This is a genomic window from Psychrobacter sp. NG27, from assembly GCF_016106655.1.
GTDB lineage: Bacteria > Pseudomonadota > Gammaproteobacteria > Pseudomonadales > Moraxellaceae > Psychrobacter.
Map to the genome: position 1 here is coordinate 165,317 of NZ_JADGIN010000005.1, position 25,969 is coordinate 191,285.

General features: G+C 44.0%; 19 protein-coding genes. 11 read left to right on the plus strand and 8 right to left on the minus strand.

Annotated elements, in window-relative coordinates; translation table 11 throughout:
- Window positions 1–121: 121 nt before the first annotated feature.
- The 11 genes from prfB (at window position 122) to IP485_RS09875 (ending at window position 16,484) form a co-directional block, all read left to right on the plus strand.
- Window positions 122–1,217, plus strand: a protein-coding gene (gene prfB, locus IP485_RS09825) for a peptide chain release factor 2 (RefSeq protein WP_197177230.1) whose coding sequence is annotated in 2 segments (ribosomal slippage) — window positions 122–193 and window positions 195–1,217 — 1,095 coding nt in all. Because the reading frame shifts where the segments join, the coding sequence is not laid out codon by codon here.
- 43 nt (window positions 1,218–1,260) lie between these two features.
- A complete protein-coding gene (locus IP485_RS09830) occupies window positions 1,261–1,545 on the plus strand; it encodes a pyrimidine/purine nucleoside phosphorylase (RefSeq protein ID WP_198327072.1) in 285 nt (94 codons plus the stop codon).
- Window positions 1,546–1,755: 210 nt separating this feature from the next.
- Window positions 1,756–2,886, plus strand: coding sequence for a DNA topoisomerase IB (locus tag IP485_RS09835; protein ID WP_198327073.1), 1,131 nt, complete (start codon window positions 1,756–1,758; stop codon window positions 2,884–2,886).
- Window positions 2,887–3,234: 348 nt separating this feature from the next.
- Entirely contained in the window at window positions 3,235–4,950 is a 1,716-nt protein-coding gene (locus tag IP485_RS09840; RefSeq protein WP_198327074.1) for an AMP-binding protein, read from the plus strand.
- A 72-nt stretch (window positions 4,951–5,022) separates the two neighbouring features.
- Window positions 5,023–5,814, plus strand: a complete 792-nt coding sequence (locus IP485_RS09845; RefSeq protein WP_198327075.1) for an SDR family NAD(P)-dependent oxidoreductase — start codon at window positions 5,023–5,025, stop codon at window positions 5,812–5,814.
- A gap of 156 nt (window positions 5,815–5,970) precedes the next feature.
- On the plus strand, window positions 5,971–6,507 hold the full coding sequence (locus IP485_RS09850) for a L,D-transpeptidase family protein (protein ID WP_227686510.1): 537 nt from the start codon (window positions 5,971–5,973) through the stop codon (window positions 6,505–6,507).
- Between the two features lie 296 nt (window positions 6,508–6,803).
- The gene (clpB, locus tag IP485_RS09855; RefSeq protein WP_198327077.1) at window positions 6,804–9,401 is read left to right on the plus strand and encodes an ATP-dependent chaperone ClpB; all 2,598 of its coding nucleotides are present in this window, start codon (window positions 6,804–6,806) and stop codon (window positions 9,399–9,401) included.
- A gap of 208 nt (window positions 9,402–9,609) precedes the next feature.
- Window positions 9,610–10,869, plus strand: a complete 1,260-nt coding sequence (locus IP485_RS09860; protein ID WP_198327126.1) for a PQQ-dependent sugar dehydrogenase — start codon at window positions 9,610–9,612, stop codon at window positions 10,867–10,869.
- Window positions 10,870–11,047: 178 nt separating this feature from the next.
- Window positions 11,048–12,691: a BCCT family transporter gene (locus IP485_RS09865; RefSeq protein ID WP_198327078.1), complete on the plus strand. Its 1,644-nt coding sequence runs from the start codon at window positions 11,048–11,050 to the stop codon at window positions 12,689–12,691.
- A gap of 244 nt (window positions 12,692–12,935) precedes the next feature.
- The gene (locus IP485_RS09870) at window positions 12,936–14,588 is read left to right on the plus strand and encodes a BCCT family transporter (protein ID WP_198327079.1); all 1,653 of its coding nucleotides are present in this window, start codon (window positions 12,936–12,938) and stop codon (window positions 14,586–14,588) included.
- Between the two features lie 243 nt (window positions 14,589–14,831).
- Window positions 14,832–16,484 carry a BCCT family transporter gene (locus tag IP485_RS09875; protein WP_198327080.1) on the plus strand — a complete coding sequence of 551 codons (1,653 nt, stop codon included), beginning with the start codon at window positions 14,832–14,834 and terminating at the stop codon, window positions 16,482–16,484.
- 103 nt (window positions 16,485–16,587) lie between these two features.
- On the opposite strand, the gene IP485_RS09880 is transcribed toward IP485_RS09875, so the two are convergent.
- The 8 genes from IP485_RS09880 to dnaQ all read right to left on the minus strand — a co-directional run bounded on the left by IP485_RS09880 (window position 16,588) and on the right by dnaQ (window position 25,777).
- Window positions 16,588–16,944, minus strand: coding sequence for a hypothetical protein (locus tag IP485_RS09880; protein WP_198327081.1), 357 nt, complete (start codon window positions 16,942–16,944; stop codon window positions 16,588–16,590).
- A gap of 237 nt (window positions 16,945–17,181) precedes the next feature.
- A complete protein-coding gene (locus IP485_RS09885; RefSeq protein WP_197177219.1) occupies window positions 17,182–17,541 on the minus strand; it encodes a DUF3144 domain-containing protein in 360 nt (119 codons plus the stop codon).
- A 77-nt stretch (window positions 17,542–17,618) separates the two neighbouring features.
- Window positions 17,619–18,785, minus strand: a complete 1,167-nt coding sequence (gene metK, locus IP485_RS09890; RefSeq protein ID WP_197177218.1) for a methionine adenosyltransferase — start codon at window positions 18,783–18,785, stop codon at window positions 17,619–17,621.
- A gap of 447 nt (window positions 18,786–19,232) precedes the next feature.
- Window positions 19,233–19,928, minus strand: a complete 696-nt coding sequence (gene nth, locus IP485_RS09895; RefSeq protein WP_198327082.1) for an endonuclease III — start codon at window positions 19,926–19,928, stop codon at window positions 19,233–19,235.
- 109 nt (window positions 19,929–20,037) lie between these two features.
- Window positions 20,038–20,880 (minus strand): RnfABCDGE type electron transport complex subunit B, encoded by an 843-nt coding sequence (locus IP485_RS09900; protein ID WP_198327083.1) that lies wholly within the window; start codon window positions 20,878–20,880, stop codon window positions 20,038–20,040.
- 361 nt (window positions 20,881–21,241) lie between these two features.
- The gene (gene nudC, locus IP485_RS09905) at window positions 21,242–22,213 is read right to left on the minus strand and encodes an NAD(+) diphosphatase (RefSeq protein ID WP_198327084.1); all 972 of its coding nucleotides are present in this window, start codon (window positions 22,211–22,213) and stop codon (window positions 21,242–21,244) included.
- Between the two features lie 82 nt (window positions 22,214–22,295).
- Window positions 22,296–23,978 carry a hypothetical protein gene (locus tag IP485_RS09910; protein WP_198327085.1) on the minus strand — a complete coding sequence of 561 codons (1,683 nt, stop codon included), beginning with the start codon at window positions 23,976–23,978 and terminating at the stop codon, window positions 22,296–22,298.
- Window positions 23,979–24,127: 149 nt separating this feature from the next.
- On the minus strand, window positions 24,128–25,777 hold the full coding sequence (gene dnaQ, locus IP485_RS09915) for a DNA polymerase III subunit epsilon (protein WP_198327086.1): 1,650 nt from the start codon (window positions 25,775–25,777) through the stop codon (window positions 24,128–24,130).
- Window positions 25,778–25,969 lie beyond the last annotated feature (192 nt).

Genomic DNA, 25,969 nt, shown 5'->3' on the forward strand with positions numbered 1-25,969 from the left:
TTTAATCTAGTAATGGTAGCAATATTGGCAATAGCGATAATTAGCGAACCATTTAGCCTCAATCTCATTTAAAATAGCGCCACATTCGTTATTTATTTTTATTAGAAAAACAGGAATATTTATGGAAATCAATCCGTATCAAGAACAGATTAAAGATTTATCAGAGCGTGGGCAGGATTTGCGGAGGTATCTTTGACTTCGATGGTAAGCAAGAGCGCCTAGAAGAAGTCAATTTGGAGTTAGAAAACCCAGAGCTATGGAACGATCCAGAGCGTGCGACCAAGATTAACAAAGAAAAAAGCCATCTTGATGGTGTCATCGATGTAGTGGTCTCTCTTGAAACTACGCTAGAAGATGCATCTGCTATGCTAGAGCTGGCGGTAGAGGAAGACGATGAGTCACTGCTCGCCGATGTGCAGACTGAGCTGGACAATGCTGAAAAACGTGTGGCTGACCTAGAGTTCCGCCGTATGTTCAGCGGTGAGATGGATCCAAACAACTGCTACCTAGATATTCAGTCGGGTAGTGGTGGTACTGAGGCGCAGGATTGGGCAGAAATGCTATTGCGCATGTATACACGCTGGGCAGAAGCACATGGCTTCAAAGTAGACGTGATTGAAGTGTCGTCTGGTAGTGTGGCTGGTATTAAGTCGGCAACGATTGAGATCAAAGGCGACTATGCGTTTGGTTGGTTGCGTACCGAGATTGGCGTTCACCGTTTAGTGCGTAAATCACCATTTGATAGTAATAATGGTCGTCATACCTCGTTTGCTGCGGTGTTTGTCTCACCTGAAATCGATGACAACGTCGAGATTGATATCAATCCAGCAGATTTGCGTATCGATACTTATCGTTCATCTGGTGCAGGTGGTCAGCATGTTAACACCACTGACTCTGCGGTACGTATTACTCATGAGCCAAGTGGCGTTGTCGTTACTTGTCAGAATGAACGTAGTCAACACGGTAACAAAGCCACCGCGATGAAGATGCTACGTGCTAAGCTCTATGAGCTTGAGATGCAAAAACGCATGGAATCACAGCAAGCGGTCGAAGATGGGAAGTCTGACGTCGGCTGGGGCAGTCAAATTCGCTCGTATGTGCTCGATGACTCACGTATCAAGGATTTGCGTACCGGTGTTGAAACCTTTAACACCGGTGCTGTATTAGATGGTGACCTCGATCAGTTTATCGAAGCCAGTCTAAAAGCAGGATTGTAAAGGCCGTTTTAAAGTAGTAATCAATATTTAATTAAGGAAAATTATGCCAAGCGTTAATAATTATTTTGATGATAAAGTAACTTCTATTGCCTTTCAAACGGCGACTAAACCTGCGACTGTCGGTGTTATGGAAATTGGTGAGTATGAATTTGGCACCAGTGAGTTTGAAACCATGAGTGTGGTGAGCGGTGCATTGACGGTTAAGCTACCAGAGAGTGATGAGTGGCATACGTTTAACGCTGGTGAGCAATTTACCGTTGAAGCCAACCAAAAGTTCCAAGTAAAAGTAGACGTCGAAACCGCTTATCTATGTGTATACGGCAAATAACGACCTCTAAGTTATAGCAGTATTAGAATAATGAACGCCAAGTATTTTATGCTTGGCGTTTTTTTTGTGTCATATTTCAGATGAATTTTAATCTACTATCCTAAAAATTATGTTTTACACAGCATTACACTTTGTCTGTGCCAAATAAACAGCAAAAATTATTGTCATTAACTATGCTAAAACCATGAATTCTCAAAGGTGTATGACTTTATGGCAAAGGTAAAAGTAAAGACAAGCGAGCAGGCGAGCACAAGAGATGTGCGCCATGATTATGAGCATCTCGCACGCCGCGCCAATTTACGTTATGTGAGTGACGACGAACCAGGCTACGAGCGCAGACGTTGGGGTCGCGGCTTTACTTATCGTGATGCGACGGGCAAAACCATAAAAGACAAAGCGCTGCGTCAGCGTTTTGATGCGTTGGTGATACCGCCTATGTGGTCAGAGGTGTGGATATGCCAAGATGAAAAAGGCCATCTGCAATCGACCGGAAGAGACGAAAAATCTCGTAAGCAATACTTGTATCATCCGTCATGGAACAATATTCGTGACCAAGCAAAGTTTGATGCGATGATAGGATTTGCAGAGGTGCTACCCAACCTACGCGCACAAGTAGAGATAGATTTAGAGACTGAATCCCTGTCACGTACCAATGTGTTGGCAGCTATCGTTAAGTTGCTTGAGACGACACTGATTCGTATCGGTAACAGTCGCTATGCCAAGCAAAATAAAAGCTATGGCCTGAGTACGCTACGCAGCAAGCATGTCAGTGAAACCGACAATGGACTGGCGTTTGATTTCGTCGGAAAAAGCGCAAAAGAGCATCATATTGAGCTACAAGACGAGCGCTTGATTGACATCGTGCAGGCATGTTCTGAGCTGCCAGGCTATCAGATATTCAAATATCTAGATGACAACGGACATAAGCAAGTCGTCGACAGTAGCGATATCAATGACTACTTACGCATGCATACGTGCGGCATGAACTGTGAAAGCAAGCTATACAGCGCAAAGGATTTTCGCACATGGATGGCGAGTGTGCTTGCGGCAAGCTACCTATATGACGAGCTACAAACGTCTGCAGGCGCTAGCATACTAGATAGTGCACCAGAAAGCACTGAGCGACAGCAATTAGTTACTGATATGGTAAAAAGTGTGGCAGCAGAGCTGGGTAACACGCCGACCGTATGCCGTGCCTCTTATATTCACCCCATTGTCATTGAGCGTTTTTTGGCAGGGCAGTTTTTTGAGACTTACAAACAAGCACGCCGTGGACGAACTAAGAAATACCAAAGCTGTGAAGAGAAAGCATTGTTAGGTTTTTTAAGAGATGATGTTTAAGTATAGGGTCTTGGGTAGTAATACTGGTGTTCAGGTATTTTAATAGAAAGTCGAAAACTCTCTGTAACGCATTGGCCATTGTAGATATTCGCTGTAACGCATTGGCCATTGTAGATATTCGTATTGGCTTACAGTGAATTAATGATAATTAGTTATAGATTGTCTTCATTTCTATAAAATAAAAATGATACGTTATGTATTGAAATAAACGTAAAAATACGTTACTAATAGAGCATGATAAATACGAACCTATGAAACGGTCTATAGGATGTGACCGTTTTACAATCATAAATACCATTTTACCAGTTACCAGTTACCAGTTACCTGCTATTGCTAAAGGATTAGCTTATGAACACCGCCTCTCAAACCCCGACGAATATTGATACAGATACTACCGTAGCACCAAAAAACTATACCGATTACTATAATAATTTTGATATGAATACACTGCTGTCAGAAATATTTGGCGAGCATGTGGACGATCGTTTAAATGCTTATATGGCTTGTTGTGGTCGTCATGTACGTGATGGCCGCGCTGACAATACTGCGCTAGTACACGAAGATACCGCAGGCAATATAACGCGCATGACTTTTGGTGAGCTTGACAAAGCGAGTGCTCAAATCGCTAACTTGCTACAGTCGTATGGGGTAAAAGCGGGCGACAAGGTAGCGACGATGCTACCGCGCACGCCAGAGCTGCTGACCGTTGTATTGGCGACATGGCGTATCGGGGCGGTATATCAGCCGCTATTTACCGCATTTGGCTATGACTCAATCAAATATCGGATGGACAAAGCCGATACCAAGGTCGTTTTTACTAACTTAGAAAATCGCAGCAAGTTTGAAGATTTGGCTGAGCAAACCAAAATGGTATTGGTCGGCAGTATAGAAGATGCTCAAACGTGGGGTGACGATCACTATATCCAGTCTATGGAAGTACAGTCGCAAACGATGAAGCCAGTATCACTTGATACTGATGCGCCATTCTTGCAAATGTTTACCTCAGGTACGGTTGGTAAATCAAAAGGCGTCAGCGTTCCATTGGCTGCGTTACCTGCTTTTTACCTATATATGCGTTATGCCATCGACCTACGCGAAGATGATCAATATTGGAACATGGCGGATCCAGGCTGGGCGTATGGCTTGTACTATGCCATCACAGGGCCTCTGTTACTGGGCATCACCACTTATTTTAATGAAGCAGGATTCGATGCGACCCATACCCGTGAATTTATGGTACGTCATCAGATTACCAATTTGGCCTCTTCACCAACCGCATTTCGAATGATGAAGTCTAGCGGTGTGTTCGACAATGTTGATGAAGGCGCTCACAATGATGCCAAGGCCAAGCTATCTTTACGCTGTGCCAACTCGGCAGGTGAGACGCTAAACACCGAAGTGGTCAGCTGGCTAGAAACCTATCTGGGCTGCCAAGTCAAAGACCAATATGGGCAAACAGAAACTGGCATGACTTGCTGTGCACATCATGCACTGGCGCATGATTGTCCTGTTGGCTCGATGGGTATGGCGCTACCAGGTCATACGCTAGTGGTACTAGATGATGATATGAATGTACTGCCGGATGGTGAACAAGGACAGCTAGCAGTTGTGGTCAGTCAATCACCTGCATTTTATTTCCGCGGTTATAGTTGGAATGAAAAACAAGCCTTTGTAGATGATTACTATCTGACAGGCGACGTGGTTGAGCGTCATAGTGATGGCAGCTACTGGTTCTCAGGCCGTGATGATGACATCATTATTACCGCAGGTTACCGCGTAGGGCCTACTGATGTCGAAAATACCGTCTTAGAGCATGAAGCAGTCGCAGAATCTGCGGCAGTAGGCGTGCCAGATGAAGTGCGCGGCCATACCATCAAGTCTTATGTGGTACTAAAAGATGGCATCGAAGGCAGTGAGCAAATCGCCAAGGAAATCCAAGAGCTGGTACGCAAACGTCTATCCACTCATGCGTATCCACGTGAGGTCGAGTTTGTGACAGAACTGCCAAAAACGCCAAGTGGCAAGATTCAACGCTTTTTGCTGCGTAGTCTGTCTGCCGCATAAATAATTTGGTAAAGCTTACATAAATTTAATAGAAAAATGTCTAATAAAAAGTAGAAATTCAAAGGAATAATTATGCAAGTTAAAGAAAATAGCTTTTTGGTCACCGGCGGTGCATCAGGTTTAGGTGAATCAGTGGCTCGGGCGATTGTGGGTCAAGGTGGTAACGTCGTCATCGCTGATTTAAATGAATCTGCTGGGCAAGCATTAGTCGCTGAGTTGGGTGACAATGCGCGCTTTGTACGCTGTGATATTACTAACGGCGATGAAGTGCAATCAGCGGTTGAGATGGCAGAGTCAGCTTTCGGTGGCCTACAAGGTTCCATCAACTGTGCTGGTATTGTAGTGGTACAAAAGCTGCTAGATCGCGATAACAATCCCGCAGACCTTGAGGCATTTAGCCGCGGGGTCAATATCAATCTGGTCGGCTCATTTAACGTCGCTCGTTTGGTCGCTGCTAGCATTGCCAAGCGCATAACGAATGACAGCAATGCAGGCGACCATGTAGAAAAGAATGCAGATCAAGGCATTATTATTAATACAGCCTCTATCGCCGCCTTTGACGGTCAAGTAGGTCAAGCCAGCTATTCTTCGTCCAAGGCAGGCGTGGTTGGTCTGACCTTGCCACTTGCTCGCGAGCTGGCACGTCATGGCATCCGCGTGATGACTATCGCACCAGGTGTCTTTGCTACGCCGATGATGGACAGTATTCCTGAAAAGGCACGCGAACAGTTAGAAGCAGGCGTGCCATATCCTAAACGTTTGGGCGATCCCAATGAGTTTGCCAAATTGGTGACTCATATCATCGATAATGCTTATCTAAATGGTGAAGTTATTCGCTTAGATGGTGCGATTCGCATGGTGTAACAGTCTCGTGAGTGATTCATCACTTTTGCACAAAACGTATCTACAGAATCTGGCATAGTACTTTGATACATATGATTAATGACAAAAAATTAATTATGGGAATCAAAGCCTATGCTATTTTTTTATAAAAAATCTTACTCATCAAATGAGCAGCGTATGCCTTGGCTGCCTATTACTATTGTTCTTAGTCTTGCTGCCATTGTCAGCACCAGCGCTATTGCTTATGTCAAAAGCACCTCAAAACCCAAGAATCCTATTCCTCCTTCTATAGTGATTGATCGAGTCTTCGTCGACAAATCAGATCGTGTCTTAAAACTGATGAGCGATGGTAAAGCCATTAAGTCGTATCGTATTGCGCTAGGGGGTAGTCCAGTGGGTCATAAGCAACAAGAAGGTGATCAGCGTACGCCAGTTGGGGTTTATACATTAGATTATAAGAATGAAAATTCCATTGCCCATCGTTCTATTCATATCAGCTATCCCAATACTGCTGACAAAGCATATGCTAAAAAACTAGGAGTCAGTGCAGGCGGAGATATTATGATTCACGGGCAAATGAATGGCTTTGGATACTTGGCATTATTTAATCAACGACGCGATTGGACAGATGGTTGTATCGCTGTCACTGATGACGAGATGGATGAAATAATGGCAGCGGTGACACTTGGCACTCCTATTAGAATCGTGGAGTAACACAGTTAGGTTTGTGATAAATAGGTGCATTGCTCATTACTATTTTCGGCAGAAATTTATCATTTGTTTACACCAATAAGGGGCTTTATTACCCTCTTGATTTATTTTATCTATGATTAATAGCCTATTTAAATATTATTAATAATAAATATCATTGTTTTAAGTAAGGTTTTATTTGGTAATCTTCTTGAAATAGGTGTATATATACCTTATATAGATGACAGCTAACAGTGGCACTAGACTAAGAGAGGTCTTAGAGGGGCGACTGAAAATACTAATTATAAAAGGATATAGACATGAGATTTGAGAAGTTTACTCAAAAATTGCAATCTGCCATTCAAGAAGCACAGAGCCTAGCATTAGGTCGCGATCATACGGGTATTGATCCCGTGCATTTGCTTGCGGTCTTACTACAAGATGAGTCTAATTTATCTATCTGCCAACAAGCAGGTGCTTCTATTCCAGCGTTAAAAAATGGCGTTGCAAAAGCATTGGACAATCAAGCGACCATTTCGGAGCCGACAGGTGACGTCAACCTAAACCCAAACTCGGTAAAAATCTTGAACTTGGCAGATCGTCAGGCGCAAAAAGAAGGCGATGATTTTATCGCGACTGAATGGGTCATGTTGGCACTTGCTGAGCAAGGCGAAACCAAAAAGATATTTGAAAGTGCAGGCGTAACGGCTAGCAAACTAAAAGCTGTGATTGAGCAGCTGCGTGGCGATGATACGGTGAATAACCAAAACGCAGAAGATCAGCGTGATGCACTCAACAAATATACGATCAACCTGACTGAACAAGCGGAGCTTGGCAAGCTAGATCCAGTCATTGGCCGTGATGAAGAGATTCGCCGTACCATTCAGGTGCTGTCACGCCGTACCAAAAATAACCCTGTACTCATCGGCGAGCCGGGCGTTGGTAAGACGGCTATCGTTGAAGGCTTGGCGCAAAAAATCATCAATGGTGACGTGCCAGAGGGTCTGCGCCGCAAAGAAGTGTTGTCGTTAGATTTAGGTGCGCTCATTGCAGGGGCAAAATTCCGCGGTGAGTTCGAAGAGCGCCTCAAAAGCGTATTGAGTGACTTGGCCAAGCAAGAAGGCAATGTCATTTTGTTTATCGATGAGTTGCATACGATGGTTGGTGCAGGCAAATCTGAAGGTGCAATGGATGCGGGCAATATGCTAAAACCTGCATTAGCACGTGGTGAGCTGCATTGTGTCGGGGCGACGACGTTAGATGAGTATCGCAAGTATATTGAAAAAGATGCGGCACTTGAGCGTCGTTTCCAAAAAGTACTGGTGGATGAGCCAACGGTTGAAGACACCATTGCGATTTTACGAGGCCTCAAAGAGCGCTACGAGCTGCATCACGGCGTCGATATTCAAGACAGTGCCATCATCGCTGCTGCACGCATGAGCCATCGCTACATTACCGATCGCAAGTTGCCGGATAAAGCGATTGACTTAATTGATGAAGCAGCCAGTCGTTTGCGTATGGAGATGGACAGTAAGCCTGAAGCATTAGGTAAGCTCGATAGTCGCTTAATTCAGTTAAAAATGCAGCGTGAAGTACTCAAGAACGAAGAAGACGCTGGTGCACAGGCAGAGCGTAAAGTGCTGAATGCACAAATTGAAGAGCTTGAAAAAGAGTACGCGGATCTCAATGAAATTTGGCAAGCAGAAAAAGCACTGGTCAAAGGCAGTCAGCAGCTAAAAGACGAGCTAGATAAAGCCCGTATTGCCTATGACAAAGCCAGTCGTGAAGGCGATTATGAGACTATGAGCAAGCTGCAATATGAAACCATCCCGCAGCTAGAGCGCCGTATCACTGAATCTGACTTGGCAGAACAGAAAGAGCAGACAGGTGAAGGTAGCGGTATCAAATTGCTACGTAACAAGGTGACAGACAATGAGATTGCGGAAGTGGTTGCGGCCGCGACGGGTATTCCAGTCAACAAAATGATGCAAGGCGAGCGTGAAAAAATGCTGGCAATGGAAGAAAAACTCCATGAGCGCGTCATCGGTCAAAACGAAGCGGTTGAAGCAGTGGCCAATGCAGTACGTCGTAGCCGTGCAGGCTTGTCTGATCCCAATCGTCCTTCTGGCTCGTTCTTGTTCTTGGGGCCTACAGGGGTCGGTAAAACTGAGCTGACTAAGTCACTAGCAAACTTCTTATTTGACTCTGAAGATGCGATCGTACGTATCGACATGAGTGAATATATGGAAAAACACAGTGTCAGCCGTCTCGTAGGGGCACCTCCAGGCTATGTCGGTTATGAAGAAGGCGGTACATTGACGGAAGCAGTACGCCGTAAGCCATATAGTGTCATACTGTTCGATGAGGTCGAAAAAGCGCATCCTGATGTGTTCAATATCTTATTGCAAGTATTGGACGATGGCCGCTTGACCGATTCACAAGGTCGTGTCGTTGATTTCAAGAATACTGTGATCATTATGACCAGTAACTTGGGATCGCATAAAATTCAAGAAATGGTCGGCGAAAGTTACGAGGATATCAAAGCGGAAGTAATGGATTCTGTTGGGCAGCATTTCCGTCCAGAGTTCGTCAACCGTATTGATGAAATCGTAGTCTTCCATCCGCTTGGTATGTCGCAGATGGCAGGTATTGCTGATATTCAGTTGGATCGTTTGCGTCAACGTATCCAAGAGCGTGAAATGGATATAGAGCTGTCAGTAGATGCGATGAATAAGTTGGTTGCTGTGGGTTATGACCCTGTTTATGGCGCGCGTCCACTCAAACGTGCTATTCAACAAGAGATTGAAAACCCATTGTCATTGAAGCTATTGGCGGGTGATTTTGTCGCTGGCGATATCATCAAAGTCGATGTTGGCACAGACGATAGATTGTCTTTTAATAAGCTTAGAATGAGCTAATCACATTGGATTTGGCGTTTTTATGACCCAACTTTACGCTTAAAATAAACCCCTTATCTGCAATCGTAGGTAAGGGGTTTTTTATTTATAAGGAGCGTTTTACGTTACTGTTTTTTTACCATTTCAATATCTCTTAAATATCAAGATTATGCTATAAATAAATGAACGACCAATCATATAAGTGCAAACTGGATAAAGAGGAAAGATGATGACGATCCATATTGAACGTGTAAGCCTCCCCTTAACATCGCCGTTAATAATTGCGGCTCTATTGTTCAGCACCTCGGCTTGCTCCAATCCTTCGACAGTGAACACCAGCAACGAAACAGTAGAATACAAAGAGGCGCAGGCCTCTGACGCCGATGTGCAGGTAAGTGATGCTCAAGTCAGCATAGACAAACCTGACTTTACGACCAAAGCGATTGCAACCTTTGATGAGCCTTGGGCCATGACGGCGCTACCCAGTACAGATAGCAAAGCGCCCAAATTACTAGTAACACAAAAAACAGGTGAGCTATTTATCGTAGATACCGCGACGGGTAATAAGAGCAAAGTTGAAGGCGTTCCTACAGTGGCTTACGGTGGCCAAGGTGGTTTAGGAGACATCATCGTGTCGCCAGATTTTGCGACGTCTAATACCGTCTATCTTAGCTACGCAGAAGCAGGAACAGGAAGTGATAGCAATAAATTTGGCGCTAAAGTTATCAAGGCGACACTCTCAGGATTAGAGACAGCCACACCTATCTTGCAAGATATCATGCCTATCTGGCAACAGTCTCCGAAAGTTACAGGGCAAGGACATTATAGTCATCGTCTGCTGTTTTCGCCTGATGGGCGCTATCTATATATCAGCTCAGGCGAGCGTCAAGATAAAGACCCAGCACAAGACATGAATGGTAATTTGGGTAAGATAATACGGTTGAGTCCTGATGGCAACACCCCGACAGACAATCCGTTTACTGACAATGAGATAGCCAAACAGTTTTGGACCATAGGACATCGCAATGTACTGGGTATGGCATTTGACGATAGTGGACAGCTTTGGGCGCACGAGATGGGACCAAAAGGTGGCGATGAATTCAATATTATTGAGAAGGGTAACAACTATGGCTGGCCAATGGTATCCAATGGACGCAATTATTCAGGTTTAGATATTCCTGACCATGACACAAAGCCAGAGTTTGTGGCACCCAAAATTACTTGGACACCTGTCATATCACCATCTGCTATGAGCATCTATGCGGCTGGTACTCATAATGATTTTCCTAGCTGGCAAGGCAATGCGCTTATCAGTGGTTTATCGTCTAAAGCGCTTATCGTAGTGGGCATAAACGACGACAATACCGCGGCTGAGCGTTATCGCTATGACATGGGAGAGCGTGTACGCAGTGTGCTAGCAGTAGACGGGCAAGTGTGGACACTTGAAGATGGTAATGATGCACAATTACTCAGATTATCGCCCAAATAACATTAAAAAAACATCGAATTAACGACGTATTTACCTACCTGTATATTTAATTATTTTAATAAAACTGTCAAATCCTTTTAGAGTAAATTAATAGTTTTATCAAGTTTTATTTTGTAATAGATTGATAGTTAAGACCTATTTTGTTAAGGTAACGTTCCTTGAAATTTGAGACTTGCACATGGAAGAAGTAAAAGTAGGCAGATTAGGACCTTTTCCACGGGTAAGTAAACCTGTGTTTATTACATCGTCACTGCTGATTGTTGGCTTTATTATTTTCGGTGCGTTTTTCACCGAAACAGCAGGGGCTGTTTTTAGTTTTTTACAGAATTTTATTACCGATAAGTTTGGTTGGCTATTCATTATTCTAGTCAATACAGCGCTTGCGCTCTGTATTTACTTAGCAATGAGTCGCTATGGTGACATTCGACTAGGCAACCAAACAGAACGACCGCAGTACAATCTGTTCTCTTGGATTGGCATGCTATTCTCTGCAGGTATTGGTATTGGTCTGGTTTATTGGGGTACAGCAGAGCCGCTGTATCACTTTATGGCACCACCAATGGGCGATGCAGAGACAGTAGAAGCCGCCAAGCAAGCAATGAATATCTCGTTTATGCATTGGGGTCTACACGCTTGGGCAATTTATACGATTGTAGCGCTATCTTTAGCGTATTTCCATTTCCGTCGCGGCCTGCCATTATCGATTCGATCTACTTTGTATCCTTTACTTGGTAAACGAATCTATGGTCGTTGGGGACATACGGTCGATATTTTGGCTGTGTTTGGTACGATGTTCGGTGTGGTTACCTCGCTCGGACTTGGGGTTATGCAGATCAACTCTGGACTCGAAAAGCTGTTTGGTACGCCTAACAGTCTTACCGTACAGTTTGGCTTGATCGCTTTCATCACAGCGCTAGCAGCAGCTTCAGTCTTGATGGGTTTGGATAAAGGTATTAAGCGCTTAAGTGATATCAATATTGGTTTCACTATCATCTTATTGGCGTTTATGGTCATCTTAGGACCAACGCTATTTATCTTTGATAGCTTTATCGAAAACATCGGCAACTATCTGACTGTGATTGTACCTCTAGGTACATGGGGTGAGTCTTATAGCGGTACAGATTGGCAGAGTGGCTGGACGATATTTTATTGGGCATGGTGGGTTAGTTGGGCACCATTCGTTGGTATCTTTATTGCCCGCATCTCTCGTGGTCGTACTATCCGTGAATTTACGCTTGGTGTACTACTGATTCCAATGCTGATTTTGTTCTTCTGGTTTACAACTTTTGGCGGCGTTGCTGTTCATATGGAGCTTGCTTCTGCTGTGTCAGGTGTTAGCCCAGGATTGGTTGAAGCAGTACAAGCGGATTCTGGTAGTGCCATCTTTAAGCTAGTTGAGTACTATCCACTAGCAAAACCGATCACACTACTGATCGTCGTTATGATTATGCTGTGGTTTGTGACCTCATCAGATTCAGCCAGTTTTGTGATTGACATGCTGACAGCTGGTGGAGATACCAATCCACCAAAAATTCAGCGCTTGTTTTGGGCAACCACAGAAGGCGTTATCGCTGCTATTTTGCTAGCGGCTGGTGGATTGTCTGCTCTACAGGCGGCAGCGATCGTAGCAGGACTACCGTTTGCCTTAGTGGTCTTTGTCATGATGTATGCGTTGTTACGTGGTTTAAGTCGCGATCGTCTGATTCTATACAGAGCGCAGCAAGGCTTTATTACGGATGAATCAGCAGACCATAACTCAGCGAATGAATTCGTTGACGAGCATCTGCTAAAAGGGCCGCCTAAGATTGTTAAAGGTGACTAAGAAGTAGATAGAATCAAGACAGCTACTTAAGCTTTTAATAGAAGAAGCCCCGATTTATTTTTAAATTGGGGCTTCTTTATTGGGTAAAGATATTTAAATTTATTCAGAACAAATTCGGATTGTTGAAAGATTATTACTGCAATGTTACTACGATTTCTATACATTCGGCAGTATTTACATGGTGTTATATTTAGTGATTCGTTCATACCTTGGTATGGTTATGCACTTTTTTGGGGATATACCTATGGATCATGTAAAAGTTGGCAGGTTAGGCCCTTTCCCGCGGGTAAGTAAACCTGTTTTTTTGACTTCAGCATTACTCATTATTACATTTATTATTCTTGGCGTTTTTTTTACTGAATCTGCCGGTACGTTGTTCAGTTTTTTACAAGGCTTTATTACCGATAAATTTGGTTGGTTTTTCATTATTCTCGTTAATGTGGCCTTAGGGCTTTGTGTTTATTTGTCTATGAGCCGTTATGGCGATATTCGCCTTGGTGCTCAAACTGAGACACCACAGTACAGTCTATTCTCGTGGATCGGCATGCTGTTCTCTGCTGGTATCGGTATTGGACTTGTCTACTGGGGTACAGCAGAGCCGTTATATCACTTTATGGCACCACCACTCGGTGAAAAGGAGACGATAGAAGCCGCCAAGCAGGCGATGAATATTACCTTCTTACATTGGGGTTTACATGCTTGGGCACTGTACGCGATTGTGGGATTATCTTTAGCCTATTTCCACTTTCGCCGTGGCTTACCACTATCGATTCGCTCAACTCTTTATCCTATATTGGGTAAAAAAATATATGGCTCGTGGGGTCATGCCGTTGATATCTTAGCTGTATTTGGTACGATGTTTGGTGTGGTGACGTCACTCGGTCTTGGGGTTATGCAAATTAATTCAGGGCTCGAGAAATTATTTGGTATTCCTAATAATCTCACAATACAAATCGCTCTGATTGCTTTTGTTACTGCTTTAGCCGCATGTTCTGTCATGATGGGCTTGGATAAAGGTATCAAGCGTCTAAGCGATGTGAACATCGGTTTAACGGCTATTCTGCTTAGTTTTATGGTCGTCTTAGGGCCGACGCTTTTCATTTTTGATAGCTTCCTAGAAAATATCGGCAATTATCTTTCAGTGGTTGTACCATTAGGTCTGTGGGGTGAGTCTTATGAAGGTGAGGCAAACTGGCAGTCAGCATGGACAATATTTTATTGGGCATGGTGGGTAAGTTGGGCACCATTTGTCGGCGTGTTTATTGCTCGTATCAGCCGTGGTCGTACGATTAGAGAGTTCGTACTTGGGGTATTACTTATCCCTATGACCATATTGTTCTTTTGGTTTTCAACTTTCGGCGGCGTTGCTATTCATATGGAGCTTCTCGCTGCTATTGATCCAGCGTTGGTTAGTCCTGGATTGGTCGAGGCGGTACAAACAGATTTTGGTAGTGCCATTTTTAAATTGGTTGAGTATTATCCATTGGCGCAACCCATAACATTTATGATTGTGATTATGATTGTATTGTGGTTTGTGACCTCATCAGATTCAGCAAGTTTTGTCATCGATATGTTGACCGCAGGTGGTGATACCAATCCGCCAAAGATTCAACGTTTATTTTGGGCAAGCACTGAAGGCGTCATTGCTGCTGTTTTGTTAGCTGCTGGTGGATTGAGCGCGTTACAAGCAGCAGCTATCGTAGCAGGATTGCCATTTGCCTTGGTTATATTTGCCATGATGTATGCGCTACTGCGTGGTTTGAGTCGCGATCGACTGATACTATATAGAGCGCAGCAGCATTATATTACTGAAGAGTCAGCAGATCACAACTCGGCAGATGAATTTGCTGATGAGCATCTACTCAAAGGACCCCCTAAGATTGTTAAAGGTGACTAAAAAGTAAGCCAAAGTAAGACAGTGACTTAAGCTTTTAGTAAAAGAAGCCCCAATTTATTTTTAAATTGGGGCTTCTTTATTGGGTGAAGATATTTAAATTTATTCAGGAAAAATTCGGATTGTTGAAAATCATTACTGAAGTGTTACTACCATTTCTATACATTTAGCAGTGTTTACAAGGTGTTATATTTGATAATTCGTTCATACCTTGGTATGGTTACGCACTTTTTTGGGGATATACCTATGGATCATGTAAAAGTTGGCCGATTAGGCCCTTTTCCGCGGGTAAGTAAACCTGTATTTTTAACGTCAGCGATTTTGATTCTTGCATTCATTATTTTTGGCGCATTATTCAATGAACAAGCGGAAGTAATATTTAACCAAGCCAAAGCATTTGTCTCTTTGCGCTTTGGTTGGTTCTTTATTGTCGTGGTCAATTTAACATTGGTCATGAGTATCTATATGATATTTAGCCGTTATGGCGATATCAGGCTCGGTCATCAAAACGAGCGGCCAGAGTATAATTTGGTCTCTTGGATTGGGATGTTGTTCTCAGCAGGCATTGGTATTGGGCTGCTTTATTGGGGCACCGCTGAGCCGCTATATCACTTCATGGCGCCGCCACTGGGCGAAGCGGAGACAGTCGCTGCTGCCAAGCAAGCAATGAATATCTCGTTTTTGCATTATGGTCTACATGTCTGGGCACTCTATGGCATGGTTGCACTGTCGCTCGCGTACTTTCATTACCGAGTGGGTTTGCCACTGGCCATACGCTCAACGCTGTATCCTATATTGGGTAAAAAAATCTATGGCGGTTGGGGTCATACGGTGGATACGCTCGCCGTATTTGGTACGATGTTTGGGGTAGTGACCACGTTAGGTCTTGGTGTCTTACAGATTAACTCAGGCCTCGAGACGTTATTTGGTATACCCAATAATATTACGGTGCAGATTATTTTGATTGGCTTTATCACCATGCTAGCAGGGTTGTCTCTGTTTATGGGTCTGGATAAAGGCATTAAGCGTCTGAGTGATACCAATATATTGTTCACTGTGATATTGCTCAGTTTTGTGATTATCTTTGGGCCGACGCAATTTATTTTTAATAGCTTTGTAGAAAACATCGGCAACTATTTACATGAAATTGTACCCTTGGGTCTTTGGACTGAGTCTTATAGAGGCGAAGAAAACTGGCAAGCTTCTTGGACGATTTTTTATTGGGCATGGTGGATCAGCTGGTCACCATTCGTAGGGGTGTTTGTTGCACGTATTTCTCGTGGCCGTACCATTCGTGAGTTCATACTAGGTGTGTTATTAATTCCTATCACGATCTTGTTTTTATGGTTTACCGCCTTTGGTGGTTCTGCGGTAAATATGGAACTGATGGCAGCGGCAGATCCTAATATCGTTAGCCCAGGTCTGATCGAAGCCGTCAAAGCAGATACAGGCAGTGCTATCTTTAAGCTTATGGAGTCTTATCCACTGACAGATGCGGTCAATCTGCTTATTGTCGTCATGATTGTACTGTGGTTTGTCACGTCATCAGATTCAGCCAGTTTTGTCATCGACATGCTGACCTCAGGTGGTGATACCAATCCACCGAAGATTCAGCGTTTGTTTTGGGCAGGTGCTGAAGGTGTTATCGCTGCGGTACTATTGGCAGCAGGTGGTTTGAGTGCATTACAAGCCGCCTCTATCGTGTCAGGTTTTCCTTTTGCCATTGTAATCGTCGTGATGATGTATTCGCTATTGCGCGGATTGAGTCGAGATCGTTTGATTCTGTATCGCAATCAGCAATGGTTTACCACTGAGGAGTCAGCAGAGCACAATTCTGCCAATGAGTTCCGTGATGAAGATTTGCTAAAAGGTCCACCCGCACTTGAGAAAGATGCTTAAGCTCTAGAGTTTATTTTCTAACTACAAAAATACCCAGCTTGTAATAAGCTGGGTATTTTTATGGATGCTCAAAATATATTTGGTCATAAAATAGCTTAATAGGTTAACGGCATTCACCTTTTGCATAACCAATGGCTTCAGGGGTATTACAGGCTGAGCAAGCATTACTAGCAGTTTGGTAGCTAATAATTGATCCAACCTTTGTCTTCACACAGACCGGCTCATACTGTGTTGTACAGATATTGTTGGCGGGGTTAGCAGGTGGACATTGAGTGAGAGTATCTTCAAATTTCTGACTACTATTAGGGTTTGACGGGGTAGGTGATTGACCAGACGTGCCCATATCAGACATCGAGCTACAGCCAGTCAATGCTAGAACTAAAGTGAGTATGAGTGATGATGGTCTGAACGAAGATTGATTAAGCACGGAAAGTCGTCGATTGAATAGAGTTCGTTTCATAATAAAATATCCTTATTAATTGGGAGTATACGATAGCACTCTACTATCGCTGAAGAATTTTGCTATTAAGTTGATGAGATATTTATCTACTCATAATAACTAATCTAAAGCCATTTACCCAATCCTCTTCCACAAAAAACCCAAGCTCAATTAAGCTTGGGTTTTTGTTTGCTTCTATTAGAAGCTGTTTTGCAGATAAGGTCTCTAACAGAGTGTATCTACATTGACGAGGGTCGCTTATTTAGCTGATTTGTCGTCTTGGTTTAGCTGTACATACTTATCGAAGTTCTGTGCATAGTCAGTCAAATTGTCGCTAAGCATTTGGCGGTATTGTTTGACATAAAACTCGACGATGTCGTCTTTTTCTTTGGCAAAGTCATCGCCTTGCACAAAACCAATAGAAGCCACTGATGCGCTGTAGCGTGCTGCTGCATACAATAATGAAGCGCCTACTTGTCCTGAATGTGCTTCAGGGCTCAATTGGCTGTTTGCCATGCCAATAATGGCATCAGCACGTTGGTAAAATGCTTGCATTTCAGGAGTGATTTCGATGTTAGTATCGACATTTTCGTCTTGAGTGTTGATGTCTTGAGACATAAGCTATTCCTAATAATAAGTGTCAGTAATTTTAATATATAAATAGGGTTTGCACGCGTTTTATAGAGTAATACTGCTTATAAACCAGCATCCGCTTTTAAAATATCGGCTTTGTCTGTTTTTTCCCAAGTAAAGGCAGTCTCTGAGCCTGGACGACCAAAATGACCAAAGGTAGCGGTCTGCTGATACATAGGCTGCAATAAGTTAAGCATACGGGTGATGCCATAAGGACGCAAATCAAAATGCGTACGAATCAGGCGAATGATCTCATCGTTGCTAATTTTGCTGGTGCCAAACGTGTTGACTGAGATAGAGGTGGGTTCAGCGACACCGATGGCGTAGCTTACTTGTACTTCACAGCGATCAGCAAGTCCTGCGGCTACAATGTTTTTGGCAACATAACGTACGGCATAAGCAGCACTGCGATCTACTTTTGATGGATCTTTACCACTGAATGCACCGCCGCCATGACGCGCCATACCGCCGTAAGTGTCAACGATGATTTTGCGACCCGTCAGGCCTGCATCACCAACCGGACCACCAATCACAAACTTACCTGTTGGGTTGATGTGGTAGCGAGTACCTGCATGCAATAGCTCAGCTGGTAGTACTTGCTTGATGATAGATTCCATCACCGCTTCTTGCAAATCTGACTGCGAGATGCTTGGGTCATGCTGCGTTGATAATACCACTGCATCAATCGCTACTGGTTTATTACCATCATATTTTAGGGTCACCTGAGCTTTGGCATCTGGGCGTAACCATGGCAGATCTCCTGCACGGCGCAGCTCAGACTGACGCTCCATCAAACGATGCGCATATTCGATAGGCGCAGGCATCAATACTTCGGTTTCGTTACTGGCATAACCAAACATAAGACCTTGATCGCCTGCACCTTGTTCTTCAGGATCGCTACGATCAACACCTTGGGCGATTTCAGGTGATTGCTTACCTAGCATATTGATGACGGCACAGGTTTCGCCATCAAACCCTAAGTCTGAATGGTGGTAACCAATACCGTTTACAGTATCGCGAACCAGACGCTCCAAATCGATATTTGCGGTTGTGGTAATCTCACCTGCGAGGATGACCGCACCAGTCTTAACCAACGTCTCGCAAGCGACACGTGCATTCAAGTCTTCATGTAAGATAGCATCAAGGATAGCATCTGAGATTTGGTCAGCCATTTTATCAGGATGGCCTTCGCTTACAGATTCTGAGGTAAATAAGTTGTATTCACGCATAATGGGATCGCTTAATTGAATCAATCAGGGTAGGAAAAGCATCACGTCTTGGATGCTACTTTAATTAATGTCAGCCGCGCATTCACACGGCAGATAATCGATACTTCTTAATACTAAAAATCGGTTTTGAGCAGGATTTTTGGTCATCACTTTAGTGAAACATGAGCATGGTTAGCCATCAAATCGTCCAATATAGGACGCCACTGACAAGCCCTGATGGCTGTGTTTATGGTCAGCCAAATCAAGGTTGTCTCTAATAAATTACGGCGAATGTGCAGATGACCTTATTAGAAGCATGGTAATAGCCACAATCTCTTAACACAAAAATAGGGTTATTCTACCTTGAAATACCATAAAACTCTAGTGAGCTGCACTTGCTTGGGTATAAGAAATGTGCAGCATGCTTTGTTTCAATTGGCTGTGCCATTTATTAAAATCAGCAATAGGCTATAACTCTAAAAACTTTGCCTTATCTTTGAACATGCACTCTTCATAGACAGGGCAAGCACCGCATTTGGGTGTGCGTGCTTGACAGGTATAACGTCCATGTAAAATAAGATAATGATGGGCGTCGACTATGAAGTCATCGGGTATGCGTTCAACCAATTTATTTTCGACGATTAGCACGTTTTTGCCAGTGGCCAGACCAGTGCGATTTCCTACTCGAAAAATATGAGTATCGACCGCCATAGTTGGCTGACCAAATGCGGTATTTAAGACCACATTGGCAGTCTTGCGCCCAACACCAGCCAGTGACTCTAGGTCTTTGCGATTATCGGGGACGGTGCTGTTAAATTTCTCAATCAAATCACTACACGTTTTGATGACGTTTTTGGCCTTGGCATTGTATAAGCCAATGTTCTTAATATAAGACTTCAGGCCGTCTTCACCCAGTGCCAGTATCGCCTCTGGTGTGTTGGCCACTGGATACAATTGTTGGGTGGCAATATTGACGCTCACATCGGTCGCCTGAGCAGATAAAATCACCGCGATTAGCAGCTCAAAATTGCTTTTATAGTTTAATTCAGTGACTGGCTCGTCAATCGTTGCTGCCAGCTTCTCAAAAAAAGGCCGCACATCACGATTGGGCATGCGTCTAGAAGGCGGCGTGTCTGCTGTTTTGTGTTTGACCGTTTTACTCATTGGATTTTGACTATTATTTTAGTGATTGGTGATACAAAATTATGTGCTGGCAATTACTCTTTTAGCTACTCAGTTATCAAAAAATCAATCATGTAAGTAGTCATTACTATCAAAGAGCTATCTGCAAGGACTCAAGCTCTGCTTTTAACGTTTCCAGCTCTATCTGTTTTTGATCATTGGCACGGACACTGAGCTGCTTCTCTAACTTTTTAATTTTGGTACGTAGCTTGGCGGTAGCAATGGTGTTTTTTGCTTGTGCTTCACTGATGTTTAGAGCTTGGCTAGCCGCATTGTTTAGTTTGGCTTCTACCATACTGACCACAGGTCTGCTGTTACTGGTGTCCGCTAACTGCTCTGTGACGCGTCTGAGATGCGTATGATAACGCTGTTTTAAATCCTCTTGCTCTGCTATCCGCTCAGGCATGGAGAGTGTTCGCTCAACAGTGACTAAATCAATGCAGTCGACAGGACAGGGCGCGATACATAACTCACAGCCAGTGCACAAGTCCGTAAAAATAGTATGCATATGCTTGCCAGTACCAATGATAGCATCGACTGGACAAGCAGGAATGCATTTGGTACAGCCGATACAGTCGTCCTCACGGATAACGGCACGAACCTCGGTAGGTCGCTCAGATGTGATATCTATTGGCCATTGAGAGGGTGCTGCAGGGAGTATCATATCAGCATCTATACCCATAATCTGAGCAATAGCATCCGTCACTGGTTGACCACCAGGTACGCATTTATTATAAGGCTCGTCATCCAATACGATAGCCGCTGCATAGGGCAAGCAGCCATCTGGATGCTCACACAAACCGCACTGCGTCTGCGGCAGACACGCATCAATTTGTGAGATTTTCGTCTGTACATCGATAGGTAGCGTGTCGATGTGTAAGGCATCAAACAAGATAGGCAGGTTGACTAGGCGTATATTGGTACTACTTTGCATGTAATTAAAGACCTTGGTACCAATGGTAAAGTTGGTATGAGTGTGAGCAGTTTTTTATAAAAGAGTGATAGCTTTACTCTTGATGAAAGTATCAGATGGATATCAATATAAAGTTGCTAATACAGAATTGCTTTGACGCTTTTCATGAAAAGTCAGCTATATAATAAGTGTATACATAAGATGCTAAGAAATCAGGCACTAACATATCAGTACGGCTAATTAAGACGCTAATTTTAAAGGGATAAGCGCAAAATCACAACGTCGATGTGATGTATGGTTCAATGATATTGAAATGTTAAGGGTTGACAAGATACTTTATAGTTTGCGGTATCTCCATATCTTGCCATATCCGTATACGTCACTACACCTCAATACCATGTTCTCTCGCGACCTGAGCGATTAGCTCATGAGCGATGCTACCTTTCGGTGGTATTTTGGGCAAATTAGAGAGATCAAAAAATGCGGCATGGGACAGCTCTTCTTCTTCAATGACAATATCACCACCTGCATAAGCAGCGCGAAACCCTAGCATTAAGTTAGAGGGGAAAGGCCACGGCTGACTACTCACGTAGCGGATATTCGACACACTAATATTGACCTCTTCGGCAACTTCACGAACAACAGCATGCTCTAGACTCTCACCAACTTCTACAAAACCTGCAATCAGACCGTACATTGGCGTTGATTGCTGCTGCCCATGACGGTGATGATGTGCTAGCAAAATTTGCATATTACCCGTTGCTGGATTGGGTCTGGTAATGGCAGTAATGACACAAGGCTGCACACGCGGATACTGATGTAGTTGACATACTGGGCAGACCATAGCACGCTCTGAGCGTGCGGCATGAACCGCAGGACTGCCACAGCGACTACAAAATTGTGTGTCTGCTTGCCAGCGTAATAACTGGATGGCTTGACTGATTTGATCTGACAAGGCCACAGGCATTTGGATCATCAGCTGACGATAATGGACAAATGCATTGCCATGGATTGAGTCATCACTGCTTTCATCAATAGTAGGTAACGGTACATGGTGAGCGCGCGCATAGTCATAAGTCATGGCATTGGTCGTTTGTGCAGCGCCAGCGTTTGCCATGTCATCTTGCGCTATCTCATTTTTCGCTATATTACTGGTATCACCCGTCTCGCTAAGCTCATTGGCTAACCAGTGACTCGGCGGTAAGCTCTCATGTAACGCCACATAACCAAGTTGATAGGGCTGTTCGTCTACGTTGCTATTGTCTTGTGGACATTGGATGCGTAATGGCCACCAGCCATCTGAGGTTTGATGACATAAGATTGTGTCACCATCAAATACAAAGGTATGGGCCATACGTAAAATTCCAAACAGTCGAGGTAAAGTCTATACCGATTTAGATACAGACCTATTTACAGTAAATTGAATTCATGAATAACTATGCAGTAAGCAAATGACTTAAGCTCTGCTGACCCACATCAAGCGCTTGTTTACTGACTGGGCGATTGTGCTCAAACCCATCTAAATGATGATCCACCGCCATCATGACATCAGCGATACAGGCCAGCGTATCGTCTTCAATACGTCGTCCACCCTCGATACGTTGCTCGATATAGTTGGCCAGTTGACTGAGCATGCTGGCAGGGGTTGGCAGCTGCAAAAACCGTACCGCGCCCGCCACTTGGCGCATCATGCTAGGTATGTTTTGGATATTGAGCATATCTCGTTCAGGTTCTGCCAGATAATCATTGATGGCTTGCTCTGCGCTAGCAATAGCGCTACGGCTTTCTTGGATAAGAGTGTCATTGGCAGTGTTGAGCTGATGCAATGAGATATGCGGATTGTTCAGTGGCAAATAGATCGCACCTGGCGTGTGCATCTCGGCCATGGCAATAGTGGCGTTTTCTGCATGCATTAATGCCAATAACAAATGATCGAAATCGTCAGGTGAGGGTGCTTTCCAATGTTTGACAGCCTCAGCCCCAGTATCCAGACTATTGGCTGCATTTGTGAGCCCCAATAGACGCAGCGCTGAACCAAGCTCAGTCAGCTCTGTGATGATTTGTGTGGTCTGCAGTTCAATAGGATGGATAGAATCGCCGCGTGCATAGCTGTCTACGTTTTCCTTAATGATATTGATTTGGTCTTGAATAATAACGTTTAAAGTATCAGTCAATTCGCGATTTGGGCCAAACAGAAATCGCTTCATTTGTTCGAGCTGCGGGCCTTCTAAGTGATTGTTTGCATACTGCTCACGTAGCTGCTCTGCCTCTGCGGTATCACGCTGACAAGCAAAACTCACCAAATCGGCAAAGCGAGTATCCATTACTGGCAAGTAGCTTTGGAACTGCTGCTCTAGATATATAAGGGTATGCTTTTGGCGTAAGTTTAGCGGAAAAACGGCTGCGATATCAGTGACGGCTGCTGTGGCGGCCTGCCAAAATAGGCTGCTGGTATTCGAGGCAATTAGGGCACAAGCCGCGCTCATGGCATCGAGTTTTTTCTGATCACCTGAATCAACTTGGCCATCGCTATTGAGCAGGGCAACGCCCAAGCCGCTACGATAGGCAAAGGTTAGCAGCTCGGTGTCTAGATTAAGCGCACTCAATGGCTCAAAGTTTTGCTCAGGATTGGCAATGATGACACTACTACTACCAAATGCTGAAAAGTAGTCTGTGGTGATAGGGGCGGTTTGACTGTGGGCATTTAGCTTATTAATCACAGGTATCAATAGGCTTGGTTCAACTGACTCCGTCAGCAGTACAAACTCGACATAGCGATCCAAGGTCATGATGGCTTCTGACAAATCCATGATTAAGTCGGTGTCATTATTATCGCCGTTTTCATAGAGACGTTGCAGACCATTGGCAATAGCCGTATTTAACGATTCTGCGCCAACCAATGCAATCAATTCAAAAATACAAGATAGCTGTCTTAATACTTCAATAGAATCTAATAATAAAGGCGCTTGATGGCTATCATCATTGAACTCGCTCAAATGAATTTCAGTGTCTTTGAGTGTTGCCTTAACCTCATCATGCAATAAATGTAGTGAGGGTAAGTTAAAATCAGTAACACTAAGCGTTGGTGCAGTTAATTTCATTTGCGCAGACTGATCCATAAGTATTCTTCCATAATGTACTAATGACAATAGCAGTGGTTTAAATGATGACTCAAAGAGCGTTTGTTAGTGATGTTTTAACGCTTTATAAAACAATAATCAAGACTATATTATATAAGGGTTAGTATAGTGTCCAAATTATAAAGGGATTACATATGGGTTTTAAGCTCAGGATAATTGTCTACTAGCGCAGCATACCAGCTTTGATTGGCAGTCTCATCCGACGTCGATGCTAGCAACAGATTCGCCAAACTAGCAAAACTGGCATGAGCCGTCTGTCCGCCATCGGCCTGCGTGTCCTCTTCGATAGCGAGCGTGACTTGTCCACCCGTCATCGCCAGATAGACTTCTGCTAAAATCTCTGAATCGAGTAAGGCCCCATGAAAGGTACGATCTTGCTTACCAACGTTTAAGCGCCGCACTAACGCATCAAGGGTGTTTTTCTGTCCAGGATATTGCTGCTTTGCCATGACTAGGGAGTCAGTAACTTTTACACGCTGGGCAAAATCGTTCAGACCGACTTTAGCAAACTCCATGTTCAAAAAGTTCATATCAAACGTGGCATTGTGAGCGATAACTTCGGCACCATCCATAAAGTCGTACAAAGACTGAGCGACCTGATCAAAGGTCGGTTTATCAGCCAAAAATGCCTCTGAGATACCATGAATACGAATAACCTCTTCATCCATACCGCGCTGCGGGTTGATATAGACGTGCAGTTTTTCACCTGTAAATTTACGCCCGACCATCTCGACGATACCGACTTCTACGATACGATCGCCTTTTAGGGCATCAAGTCCTGTGGTCTCGGTATCCATAATAAGCTGACGATTTGTCTCGTGACGATGGATAGGTTTTGGTAATAGGGGCGTAAAGTAGGGGTTGGCACGGCTGGTATCACCATCGAACTTAGGGGTGTCCGATTCTAAGTCTGCAATATTGCTATGTATGTTGGTATCGGTCATAAAGGTTTGAACCTCTGATAGTTCTGTATGATTCATTGGTGTGCTACTGTCATTAGAATTGGTTGGTACAGCCGCATTGGTCTTAGTGGTATTGTCGATTTTTTTATCAGTCTCATCTATTACGGAGTACGTTTCTAGTGACTCATCATCACGCTCATCATTATTATGTTCATCTTCATGGTCACTTTCGTCATCGATTATATCGAGCCCTAGCGGATCGAACTTTAACCAATCATCATTAGAGGTGTCTGGTGCTTTAGCAGTCATTAGGGTGACTTTTTTTTTAGCGATGTCTGATTCGTTTACTGCCGAATGGCCACTGTTCGATGTAACGCCTAAGTTTGCCAGCTCATCTGCTTTTTCGTTGCCTGCATGCCCTGCGTGGCCTTTGACCCAATGCCAATCGACATCGCGCTGTTGACAGAGCGCATCTAAGCGTTGCCACAAGTCTTGATTGGCGACTGGTTTTTTGCTGGCCGTTTTCCAGCCTCTTTTTTTCCAGCCCTCGATCCACTCAGTGATGCCTTTTTTGACATAACTGGAATCGGTCCAAATCTCAAGATTATGCTCATGCGGGCTATGAGTCAGCGCTTGTATCGCGCCCATGAGCTCCATACGATTGTTGGTGGTTTCTTTATCACCGCCATACATATCTTGTGTGCTGCCATCACTAAATATCAGGTGCGCGCCCCAGCCACCCGCGCCAGGATTGCCTTTGCAAGCACCGTCGGTATAGGCCACTGTAGTATTGGTTTTTGCGGCTAACGGATCAACACCATTATCTTGTGCGTAACCTTTATGGGTATGTGATGCTGGATGACGATTTTCTGACATAAAAATGTATGGACCTGATAAATGAAGGATATAGAGTGACGCGCGAGCATCTTGCATATACGGTTTGAACGCCGAGAATGCCGCTGTGAGTATAACAAATCTATCGCAGATATGGGCAGTCGTGACGCACAAAGTCGCAAAACCGTTTAGGGCAGTTTATAACGTCGTAGTCACGGACTGGTTTTCTGTTAA

Excerpts from the sequence above, each read along its gene's own strand:
- IP485_RS09830 (WP_198327072.1), top strand. The coding sequence starts at position 1,261 with ATGCCAAGCGTTAATAATTATTTTGATGATAAAGTAACTTCTATTGCC.
- IP485_RS09835 (WP_198327073.1), top strand. The coding sequence starts at position 1,756 with ATGGCAAAGGTAAAAGTAAAGACAAGCGAGCAGGCGAGCACAAGAGAT.
- IP485_RS09840 (WP_198327074.1), top strand. The coding sequence starts at position 3,235 with ATGAACACCGCCTCTCAAACCCCGACGAATATTGATACAGATACTACC.
- IP485_RS09845 (WP_198327075.1), top strand. The coding sequence starts at position 5,023 with ATGCAAGTTAAAGAAAATAGCTTTTTGGTCACCGGCGGTGCATCAGGT.
- IP485_RS09850 (WP_227686510.1), top strand. The coding sequence starts at position 5,971 with ATGCCTTGGCTGCCTATTACTATTGTTCTTAGTCTTGCTGCCATTGTC.
- clpB (WP_198327077.1), top strand. The coding sequence starts at position 6,804 with ATGAGATTTGAGAAGTTTACTCAAAAATTGCAATCTGCCATTCAAGAA.
- IP485_RS09860 (WP_198327126.1), top strand. The coding sequence starts at position 9,610 with ATGACGATCCATATTGAACGTGTAAGCCTCCCCTTAACATCGCCGTTA.
- IP485_RS09865 (WP_198327078.1), top strand. The coding sequence starts at position 11,048 with ATGGAAGAAGTAAAAGTAGGCAGATTAGGACCTTTTCCACGGGTAAGT.
- IP485_RS09870 (WP_198327079.1), top strand. The coding sequence starts at position 12,936 with ATGGATCATGTAAAAGTTGGCAGGTTAGGCCCTTTCCCGCGGGTAAGT.
- IP485_RS09875 (WP_198327080.1), top strand. The coding sequence starts at position 14,832 with ATGGATCATGTAAAAGTTGGCCGATTAGGCCCTTTTCCGCGGGTAAGT.
- IP485_RS09880 (WP_198327081.1), bottom strand. The coding sequence starts at position 16,944 with ATGAAACGAACTCTATTCAATCGACGACTTTCCGTGCTTAATCAATCT.
- IP485_RS09885 (WP_197177219.1), bottom strand. The coding sequence starts at position 17,541 with ATGTCTCAAGACATCAACACTCAAGACGAAAATGTCGATACTAACATC.
- metK (WP_197177218.1), bottom strand. The coding sequence starts at position 18,785 with ATGCGTGAATACAACTTATTTACCTCAGAATCTGTAAGCGAAGGCCAT.
- nth (WP_198327082.1), bottom strand. The coding sequence starts at position 19,928 with ATGAGTAAAACGGTCAAACACAAAACAGCAGACACGCCGCCTTCTAGA.
- IP485_RS09900 (WP_198327083.1), bottom strand. The coding sequence starts at position 20,880 with ATGCAAAGTAGTACCAATATACGCCTAGTCAACCTGCCTATCTTGTTT.
- nudC (WP_198327084.1), bottom strand. The coding sequence starts at position 22,213 with ATGGCCCATACCTTTGTATTTGATGGTGACACAATCTTATGTCATCAA.
- IP485_RS09910 (WP_198327085.1), bottom strand. The coding sequence starts at position 23,978 with ATGGATCAGTCTGCGCAAATGAAATTAACTGCACCAACGCTTAGTGTT.
- dnaQ (WP_198327086.1), bottom strand. The coding sequence starts at position 25,777 with ATGTCAGAAAATCGTCATCCAGCATCACATACCCATAAAGGTTACGCA.